General features: G+C 36.9%; 4 protein-coding genes and 1 pseudogene. All 5 read left to right on the forward strand.

Going from position 1 to position 11,489, the window contains the following annotated elements:
• Positions 1–140, forward strand: a pseudogene (locus WBN20_RS13390) (xylose isomerase); the annotation flags it as partial.
• A 109-nt stretch (positions 141–249) separates the two neighbouring features.
• Positions 250–1,902 (forward strand): sodium/sugar symporter, encoded by a 1,653-nt coding sequence (locus tag WBN20_RS13395; protein WP_424282059.1) that lies wholly within the window; start codon positions 250–252, stop codon positions 1,900–1,902.
• Between the two features lie 187 nt (positions 1,903–2,089).
• Positions 2,090–5,395: a VCBS repeat-containing protein gene (locus WBN20_RS13400; RefSeq protein WP_424282060.1), complete on the forward strand. Its 3,306-nt coding sequence runs from the start codon at positions 2,090–2,092 to the stop codon at positions 5,393–5,395.
• A gap of 5 nt (positions 5,396–5,400) precedes the next feature.
• Positions 5,401–8,760, forward strand: coding sequence for a VCBS repeat-containing protein (locus WBN20_RS13405; RefSeq protein ID WP_424282061.1), 3,360 nt, complete (start codon positions 5,401–5,403; stop codon positions 8,758–8,760).
• On the forward strand, positions 8,753–11,489 hold a 2,737-nt coding region (locus tag WBN20_RS13410), incomplete at its 3' end, for a VCBS repeat-containing protein (protein WP_424282062.1). The genes WBN20_RS13405 and WBN20_RS13410, both read left to right, overlap by 8 nt.

Consider the following 11,489-nt stretch of genomic DNA (forward strand, 5'->3'; position numbering starts at 1 on the left):
ATTCAGGCAAAGGGAAGGATTTTGAACTTGGAAACTTAGATCTGAATGATCTTTACGATATTGCAAAATCTAATGGTGAATTAGAATTACAAAGTGGTAAACAGGAATTATTTGAAAATATAATTAATCAATACCTTTAGACGTAAAGTTAAAAGCCAATAATATTCAGGTCAATTTTTTAATTAAAGGAGAATTTTACCTAAATTGAATAATTAGCTGACAATAAACTAGCAACCAACCAAACTAATTATGACATCATCTTTCGGATTTTGGGATTATTTTATTTTTATTGCCTATGCCTTCCTGATTTTAGGGGTAGGTTTATGGGTCTCCAGAGATAAAAAAGGGCATCAGAAGAATGCAGAAGATTATTTTCTGGCAAGTAAATCGTTACCCTGGTGGGCCATTGGAGCCTCCCTGATCGCAGCCAATATTTCAGCAGAACAATTTATCGGGATGTCTGGTTCAGGATTTGCAGTGGGCTTGGCAATTGCTTCCTATGAATGGATGGCAGCAATAACCTTACTTATCGTTGGTAAATTTTTCCTGCCAATTTTTATTGAGAAAGGTCTTTATACCATCCCGGAATTTGTTGAGAAAAGGTATTCTACAAATTTAAAAACAATATTAGCAGTATTCTGGATAGCTCTTTATGTTTTTGTAAACCTTGCTTCTGTATTGTATTTAGGCTCACTGGCATTGGAAACCATAATGGGAATTCCTATGGTTTATGGTGTAATTGGACTGTCATTATTTGCGGCAGCATATTCCTTATACGGAGGCCTTTCTGCTGTTGCATGGACAGATGTGATTCAGGTTATCTTTCTGGTCTTTGGAGGTTTAGTTACATCGTACTTGGCGTTAAATACAGTCTCCGACGGGCAGGGAGTACTGGAAGGCATGAAAATAGTTTACGAAACTGTCCCTGAGAAATTTGTCATGATACTGGATAAGTCCAATCCCGAATATGCTAATCTGCCAGGATTGGGGGTTCTTGTTGGTGGTCTGTGGGTGGCTAACTTATATTATTGGGGTTTTAACCAATATATTATTCAGAGAACATTGGCCGCTAAGTCTTTAAGAGAAGCGCAAAAGGGAATTATTCTGGCTGCCTTTTTAAAAATAGTTATTCCTGTTATTGTGGTTGTCCCCGGCATTGCCGCTTATGTGATGATACATGATGCCGAGATTATGAATCGTCTTGGGGAAATCGGGCAGCAAAATCTACCTTCCCTTGAACAAGCAGATAAAGCATATCCATGGCTATTACAATTTTTACCAACCGGACTTAAAGGAGTCGCTTTTGCGGCTTTGGCAGCTGCTATTGTGTCTTCCCTGGCGTCTATGTTAAATTCTACATCCACCATTTTTACCATGGATATTTATAAGCAGTATATTGATAAAAATGCCTCTGACAAGAAAACAGTGAATGTGGGTCGTCTTTCAGCAGGCGCTGCGCTTATTATTGCTGGCATAATGGCCCCTCTTTTGGGAGGAATAGATCAGGCATTCCAGTTTATACAGGAATGGACCGGATTGGTCAGCCCTGGGATTTTGGCCGTATTTATGCTAGGTTTATTCTGGAAGAAAACAACCAATAGGGCAGCTATTGTTGGAGCCTTGGTGTCTATACCTATAGCTTTCTATTTTAAAATAGCACCTGGCGGTTGGTCTGACAGCCCCATTTTTGTAAATGTTCCATTTCTGGACCAGATGGGATACACAACGCTACTTACCATGTTGGTTATAGTATTGGTAAGTCTTAATCAAAATAAGGGCAAAGATGATCCAAAAGGTATTCCGCTTTCAAAAGAACTGTTCAAGACAAGTGCCAAATTCAATATAGGCGCCTTCGCGGCCATGATCATCATTGCCACCATTTATGCCCTGTTTTGGAATTAATTAAAATTTTAAATTGTAAAATATTTTTTAAAGAGTCGAAACTATTCGACTCTTTTTTTTAATTTTTAGTACACCTCTAACTCCCTGGAATGTTTAATTATTCGCTTTTAATAGGGTAAACATTAACTAGTAAAACATCCCTATTTCTGCTAGTTTCATTATCTTGCCGTCCAATTTTGGAGCATAAATGAAAAGGATATTAGGACTTTCTTTAAGCGTAATTCTACTATTAGGTGCTTGTAACGAAAAGAAGAAAAAACTGTTTAACAAAGTTACCTCTGCTCATTCCGGAATTTATTTTAAAAACCAGCTAATAGCTACCCCTGAACTTAATATTCTTAACTATCTGTATTATTACAATGGAGCCGGGGTCGTTTCGGCCGATTTTAATAATGATGGCCTCGTAGATCTTTATTTTACGGCCAATCAGAGTGAAGATAAACTGTACATTAACAAAGGAGGGTTAAAATTTGAAGATGTCACCAAGGTTGCTAATATTAATAATCCCGGAAACTGGACGACAGGCGCTACACATGTAGATATTAACCATGACGGGTTACTGGATATTTATGTTTGTAAAGTAAGTAGTTACCGGGGTATGAAGGGCAGAAACTTACTCTTTATAAACAAGGGCGTTAATGATAAAGGTATTCCAAAATTTAGTGAAGAAGCATCTTCCTATGGCCTGGATTTTAGTGGCCTTTCAACTCAAGCTGCATTTCTCGATTATGATCTGGATGGGGATCTGGATATGTATCTTTTAAATCATTCCGTGCATCCAAACAGAACTTACGGTAAGGGATCGCAACGTTCAGAAATAGACTCACTTGCCGGGGATCGGCTCTATAGGAATGACGATGGAATGTATAAAGATGTTTCAAAAGAAGCTGGTATTTTCCAGGGTAAAATTGGATATGGTTTAGGACTCGGAGTTAGTGACATAAATGATGATGGATATCCTGATATTTATGTAGGCAATGATTTTTTTGAAAATGATTATTTATATATAAACCAAAGCGATGGAACTTTTAAAGAACTTATTTCCTCGGATAACAGGCACTTGGGACATACTACGCATTACTCAATGGGTAACGATCTGGCAGACCTGAATAACGATGGACTTACCGATATCCTTTCATTAGATATGCTTCCGGAAGATTTGGAAACTTATAAAACATCTGGATTAGAATATTCATATCCAACCTACCAATACTATCTGAAAAATGGATATGCCCCGCAGTATATGCAAAACACCTTACACCTGAACCTCGGTGCTGAAAATTTCAGTGAAATAGCAAACCTATCTGAAATTTCTGCGACAGAATGGTCCTGGGGTGTACTTGCCGCAGACTATGACAACGATGGTTTTAAAGATTTATTCATATCCAATGGCATTAAAGGTGCTACCAATGATATGGATTTTATTAGTTTCATAGCCAATGAGAATATACAAAAAAGGATAAGTGCAGGAATGACAGAAACAGATATGGCTTTTATTAAGGAAATACCTGAAAAAAAAGTTGCCAACTATCTGTTTAATAATAACAAAAATCTTTCTTTTAAAAATGTTACCAAAGAATGGTATCATGAAGAAGCTTCATTCAGTAATGGGGCCGTTTACGCAGATTTGGACAATGATGGGGATTTGGACCTTGTTGTGAACAACCTAAATGAAGAAGCCTACCTTCTTGAAAATAAGTCCCGGAAAACTACAAACAATAATTTCATCAAGATCTCTTTAAAGGGAGATAAGAAAAATAGATTTGGAATTGGCGCTAAAGTGCTGGCTTATACATCCAATGGAATATTGAAACAGGAAAATTTTGTAACCAAAGGATATTTATCAGCAGTTTCTAATACTATGCATTTGGGCATTGGGCAGGACACCCTAATAGATTCTGTAAATCTAATATGGCCTAATGGTAAATTCCAGACCTTAAGATCTGTTAAATCAAATCAGAATCTGGTATTTGATGCTGGTTTTGCCAAAGGAAATTTTTATAAAAATTCCAAATCAAGTATAAAAACTTTCCTTGCTAATGTGCCCGAAAGGATGAATTTTACCCATAAAGATCCAACTAGTATTGAATTCAATCGTGATCCACTAGTGCCCTTTGCAAATACAAATGAAGGTCCTTCTATTTCTGTATGCGATATTAACAAAGATTCTAAAGACGATTTTTTTATTGGTGGTGGTAAAGGGCAGGCATCCGCCCTCTTTTTACAGGATAGTATAGGTAAATTTATCAGAGTTCAGGATCCGGTTTTTGAGCCGGATGCCCTAAGTGAAGATGTGTCGCATGTCTTTTTTGATGCCAATGGAGATCATTATGATGATTTATTGATAGTTAGTGGAGGAAACGAATTCAAAACAGGAAAACCCATTCAACCCCGACTCTACATAAACACTAAGGGGGTTTTTAAAAAAGATACTTTGGCATTTCTTAGTGTTGAAATTAATGCTTCAGTGGTCTCGGCTGCAGATTTTGATAACGATGGGGATTTGGATATTACAATAGCTTCAGATCAGGTTCCTCAGGCATTTGGCAGTATCCCAAAACAATATTTGTTTGAAAATAATGGCAAAGGTACTTTTGATGAAGTAACTGCAGAAATAGCTCCGGAATTTCAAAATATTGGGCTTGTTAAGGACTTGACTTGGGTAGATATTGATGGCAATGGATATCAGGACTTAATAACCATTGGTTACTGGATGCCAGTAACTGTTTTTATGAACAATGGAGGCAAATTTGAATTACGAAAAAACAACGGACTGGATTATACGAATGGATGGTGGAACACGATTGTAGCCGAAGATTTTGATAATGATGGAGACACCGATCTGATCTGTGGTAATTGGGGTCTGAATAGTAAGTTAAAGGCCTCCAAACTAAAACCTGTTTCACTCTACAGCTATGATTTTGATGAAAACGGTACTGTAGATCCTATCGTTACCTACTTTCACAAAGATATAGAGACGCCCTTTGCTTCCAAGGATGAGTTGGTAAAACAAATGCCTTATTTAAATAAAGAATACCTTTCTTATAAGAACTTCTCAAAGGCAAGCCTGCAAGATCTTTTTTCTGCTAACAAGTTAAATAAGGCCAGCAAATTGAAGGCATACGAATTGGCTAGTAGTTATTTTGAAAACGATGGTAACGGTACATTTAAAAAGAAGCCATTACCTCTTATTGCGCAGTCCTCGACTATAAACGCAATAGCTGTAGAGGACTTCAACAAAGATGGGTTTCAAGATATCTTAATTGTAGGTAATAATTATGAAATTAGCACCCAATTGGGTAGGATGGATGCCCTACATGGCGTAATTTTGCAAAATGATCAAAAAGGGGGTTTTGTAAAGATTAACAAACAGAATTTTGATGTTCCCGGGCCGGCAAGAGATCTTAAAAATATAACCATAGCAGGAAGAGACTACTACATCGTAACCATTAATAATGATTCTCCTATTATTTTGGAAAAAAATAACGAATAAACAATATGATGATATCGGGATTAAAAAAAATAGCAGGCCTTATACTTTTACTTGCAATAACCATATCGTGTAACTCTGAAAAGGAAAGTTCTAAAGACGATACTGATAAACCCCTAACGCTTTTTACACTTCTGCCTTCGGAACAAACAGGTATTGATTTTCTAAACAAAGTTGAAAACCAAAAAAACTTCAACATCTTTAAGTATAGAAATTTCTATAATGGTGGAGGTGTTGCGATAGGAGATATAAACAATGATGGATTGGCCGATATTTATATGACAGGCAATATGGTTTCTAACAAACTTTACCTGAATAAAGGGGGGTTGAAATTTGAAGACATATCAGAAAATGCCGGAGTAGAAGGATCAAAACCATGGTCTACGGGAGTTGTTATGGTTGATATAAACCAGGATGGATTACTTGATATCTACGTGAGCAATGCCGGCAATATGAAGGCAAATAATCATGATAATGACCTCTATATAAACAACGGCGACCTTACTTTTACAGAAATGGCCTCAGAGTATAATTTAGCTAAAACAGGGTTTTCTACGCATGCTTCTTTCTTTGATTATGATAAAGATGGGGACCTGGATGCATATATCCTTAACAATAGTAACATTCCTGTAAGTAGTTTGGGATATGCAGAACAAAGAGAAGTCAGAGCTCAGGACTGGGAAGGAGTTCCCGATATTTTTAAGGGTGTTGGGGATATGCTTTTAAGGAATGACAATGGAAAATTTGTTGACGTTAGTGAAGATGCCGGCATATATGGAAGTCTGATTGGATTTGGTCTCGGGGTAATGATTACAGATATCAATAAAGACCTGTATCCGGATATCTACGTGTCTAATGATTTTTATGAACGCGATTATCTTTACATTAACAATCAGGATGGTACTTTTAATGAAGAGATCAAAGATTGGACTTCCCACCTCTCCTTATCTGCTATGGGTATTGATATTTCCGATATTAATAATGACGGTAATGCAGATATTTTTATTACTGATATGCTGCCGGAACCGGATCAGCGGGTAAAATCGGTAATGGAATTTGAAGGTTACAACATTTATAAATTAAAACAAAGTAAGGACTTTTACCAGCAATACATTCAAAACACGCTACAGCTAAACAATGGAAATGGATCCTTTTCAGAAATAGCCTATTTCAGCGGGGTTGATGCAACAGATTGGAGTTGGGCCGGACTTCTTTTTGACATGGACAATGACGGGTTAAGAGATATTTATATTACAAACGGCATGAATCACGATCTTACGGATCTGGACTTTAACGATTTTTTTGCCAATGAAATCATTCAGAAAATGGTTCTTACAGGCAAAAAAGAATCTGTAGATTCCATAATTAACAAAATGCCTATTAGACCACAACCAAATTACGCCTACAAAAACAATGGCGATCTTACATTTTCCAATGCCAATAAAGATTGGGGCTTTGAAATACCTAGCTTATCTAATGGCGCTGCTTATGGAGATCTTGATAATGATGGAGACCTGGATATCGTAGTCAATAATGTGAATATGGAATCTTTTGTTTATGAAAACAATGCAACTTCACTAACAAAAAACAACTTTATTAAACTTCAGTTCGAGGGAACAAAAGAAAATAAATTTGCTGTTGGAACAACAGTAATGCTTTACTATGACCAAAATATAATCCTGCAGGAATTAATCCCTTCCAGAGGTTTTCAATCTTCTATGGATCATGTAATGACTATTGGATTAGGAGCATCTAAAAGCATTGATTCTTTGAGAGTTATCTGGCCGGATGACAGAACAGAAAAGTTAGTAGACATTTCGCCCAATCAATTCCTTACCCTAAAACATTCTAATGCGAAAGAGGTGTATACGCCCTTAGCAAAAACGAAGAAACCTTCATTATTAAAAGAGATCACAAATAATCAACTTATTACCCATAAAGAAAATGTCTATAATGATTTTGATTATGAGGGTCTTATTTACAAGCAACTTTCACAGGAGGGGCCTGCACTTGCCGTTGGTGATGTTGATGGCGATGGCAACGAGGATGTCTTTATAGGAGGGGCAAAAAGTCAATCCGGGATAATCTACAAACATAATGGAAATGGCGCATTAAGTATTACAAATCAAAGTTCGCTGGCAAAAGACGCGGAATATGAAGATACTGCAGCAGCTTTTTTTGATGCAGACGGGGATTCGGATTTAGATCTTATTGTAGGTTCTGGGGGCAATCAGGTTGGGGAAGAAAAAGACTATAGGGCACGCCTTTATTTAAACAACGGCAATGGCACTTTTGTAAAGTCGGAAGAAAGACTTCCTTCAACTTTTTCAAATATTTCAACTATAGCTCCTTTTGACTATAACAATGATAGCTATATTGATCTTTTTATAGGCTCCAGAAGCATTGTTGGTACTTATGGAATTGATCCCGATCATTTGTTATTAGAAAATAAAGGTGATGGTACTTTTGTAAATGCGACTGAGAGAAGTGCTTATGGCCTTAAAGATGCAGGAATGATTACAGATGCCACTTGGGCAGATATGGATGGTGATTCGAAAAAAGACCTGATAACGGTTTCAGATTGGGGTTCTCCAAAGATCTTTAAAAATTCCGGGCGACGATTAAACCTTCAATCTTCTGCACTCGATAGCCTTCATGGATGGTGGAACGTTGTTGAAGCGGTGGATATAGACAAAGATGGGGATAACGATCTTATCTTAGGCAACCAGGGAGGCAACCTGCACTATAGGCCCGCTAAAGACAGGCCTATGAAAATGTGGATTAATGATTTTGATGACAATGGTACCATTGAACAAATCGTAACACAAAATTTTGATGGCAAGGATTATCCTCACCACCAGAAAAAGGATTTAACCACACAAATGGTGGCCTTAAAAAAGCAAAACCTAAAGGCCTCCGAATATTCCAAAAAAACCATATCTGAATTATTCCCAAAAGAAATTTTCGATAACTCCATCATGAAGAAATCTGTCATCTCAGAATCCATAATAGCAGTTAATGAAGGTGATGGGAATTTTACGGTAATAAAACTTCCTTCAAGGAGCCAATTGTCCTGTATTTGCGGTATTACATGTACGGATGTAAATAACGATGGTAATTTAGATCTAATCATGGGAGGTAATAATTTTGAATTTAAGCCGCAATATTCAAGACTAGATGCCAATTATGGTAATGTTCTCCTAGGTGACGGATCTTTAGGTTTTGAATGGCAGGACTATGATACCAGTGGTTTTTATATAAGAGATGAGATTAAGCATTTGAAGCAGTTTAAGGATAAAACAGGAAGGACCTTTATTATAGTTGCAATCAATGAGAAAAAACCTAAGATATTTGAACTCAATGAATAGATCCCTGATAGGTTTTCTTTTAGCTTTAGTATTGATAGGTTGCACTTCCCGGGAAGGTGAGTTATTTTACAATCCCGCTGCCAGGGAAACAGGCTTATCCTTTGAAAATGTACTCACGGAAACAGACGATCTTAACATATTGGATTATTTGTATTTCTATAATGGCGGAGGCGTTGCCGTTGGAGACATAAACAATGATGGTCTTACAGATATCTTCTTCTCCGGAAACATGGTCCGGAATAAACTCTATCTGAACAAGGGAGGTCTTAAATTTGAAGATATTACAGAATTAGCAGGTGTAGCGGGAAATAGCAGTTGGAATACCGGATCTGTAATGGGTGATGTGAATGGTGACGGCCTATTGGACATCTATGTATGTGCTGTGGTTGGAATTAACGGTTTTGATGGTTATAACGAACTTTTTATTAATCAGGGAGATTCTACTTTTATAGAAAGTGCTTCAGAATATGGTCTTGATTTTGATTCTTATAGTTCTTCGGCTACCTTTTTAGACTATGATCTGGATGGTGATTTAGATATCTATCTTCTAAATCATGCTGTTCATACTCAGGAATCTTTTGGAAAGGCTGATCTTCGGTTAAAAAGAAATTACCAAACCGGAGACAAGCTACTTCGAAACGAAAATGGAAAATTCCTCGATGTTAGCGAAGAGGCCGGAATCTTTGGAGGTGTCAATGGATATGGTCTGGGAGTTGCTGTTTCAGATTTTAATCAGGATGGATACCCCGATATCTATGTGGGCAATGATTTTCATGAAGATGATTACTATTACTTAAACAATGGAGACGGAACCTTCACAGAAGGCATAAAGAAGTATTTCGGGCATACCACAAGATTCTCTATGGGTACTGATGTAGCAGATATTAATCATGACGGATGGCCCGATATTCTGTCTTTAGATATGCTCCCCGAAGATGAAACCGTTCTTAAATCTTCAGAAGGCGATGACAATATTCAAACGCAGAAATTAAGAATTGAGAAGTTTGGCTACCACTACCAGTTTACAAGAAATATGCTGCATTTAAATCAACCTGGAAGTAGCTTCGCAGAAGTAGCATTGTACAGTGGTATTGCTGCCACGGACTGGAGTTGGAGTGGCCTTTTTGGAGATTATGACCAGGACGGAGAACAGGACTTATTTATCTCTAACGGTATCCCAAAACGTCCCAATGATCTCGATTTTATCAATTTTGCCTCCAACGACCAGATTAAGAAAAAGATTAATAACACAAAACTAGTAGACCAACAGGCTCTTAATATGATGCCTTCGGCTAATGTACATAACTACGTATTTAAAGGAACATCTGATCTTTTATTCGAAGACAAATCAGGGTCATGGATTGTTAATGATACACTTATTTCAGGGGCTACCGCGGTAGCGGATTTTGATAATGACGGAGATCTGGATCTTGTTACCAATAATATAAATAGCCCTGCCAGTTTATATATCAATAAAACCAATGGAAATTCTAACTACCTGAAAATTAAGTTAAAATATTCTCCACTCAATTCATATGGAATTGGAACTAAAGTATTTTCATATCACAATGGTATTTTGCAGTATAAGGAATTATATCCCATCCGTGGATTTCAATCATCTTCTGAACCTATAATCCATTTTGGTTATGGCAAGACCGCAAAGGTTGATTCTATAAAAATAGTCTGGCCTGATGGGCAATTTCAAAATATAAAAAACATAAATACAAATCAAACCTTAAGTATTTCGCCTGAAAATACCATGCCATTTGATTATCGATCACTTCAGCCTGCTAAGCACAGAATCTTTAGGAAGGTAGAAAACAATCTTGGGATCAACTTTACGCATAAGGAAGATAATTATGTGGATTTTAACAGACAAAAACTTATCCCTTATCAGATTTCCGATAGGGGCCCGGCAACAGCTATAGGAGATATTAATAATGATGGTAAAGCGGATATTTTCTTTGGAGGATCCAAATTTTTTCCTTCAAGAATCTTCATTCAAACAGACTCATTGTATGTAGAAGAAATAATCCCTGAAATTTACAGAGATAGTATAAAAGAAGATGTAGCAGCCGTAATTGCCGATTTTACTTCAAATGGCAAATCTGATTTATTCCTGGGTTCCGGCGGTGCTGATTTCTACAACAAAATGGCTCCGTTGCTGGATAGCTATTATGTTCAAAATGATTCCGTTTTTGAACCCGTTGCTCTACCTCAATATTTTGAGAATGCTTCTGTAGTAGAGGTTAACGACTTTGATAATGATGGGGACCTTGACATTTTTATTGGCAATCAGGTTGTGTCCAATGACTTTGGTAAAATTCCACTGTCTTATTTATTAAAAAATGACAATGGTAAATTCACCAAAGAAAGTAATGAAGAATTAGAAAATGCAGGGATGATTACCGATGCAATATGGGAAGATTTTGACGGGGATGGAATCAAGGATCTGATTGTTGTAGGTGAATGGATGTCTCCCAGATTTTTTGCAAATATCAATGGTGTACTTGTTGAAAAGAAAAGTTTAAACAAGGAAATAAATGGTCTTTGGCAAAGTATAACGGTTTTTGATATTGATATGGATGGTGACAAGGATTATCTGCTGGGAAATTGGGGAGTAAATAATAAGTTCAGGGCGTCTGAAGACTTCCCCTTGAAGATGTTCTATTCAGATTTTGATAATAATGGCAGTACGGAAACAATTGTTGCTATTCCTAAAAACGGGG

It is taken from the genome of Eudoraea sp. (assembly GCF_049665975.1).
GTDB lineage: Bacteria > Bacteroidota > Bacteroidia > Flavobacteriales > Flavobacteriaceae > Eudoraea.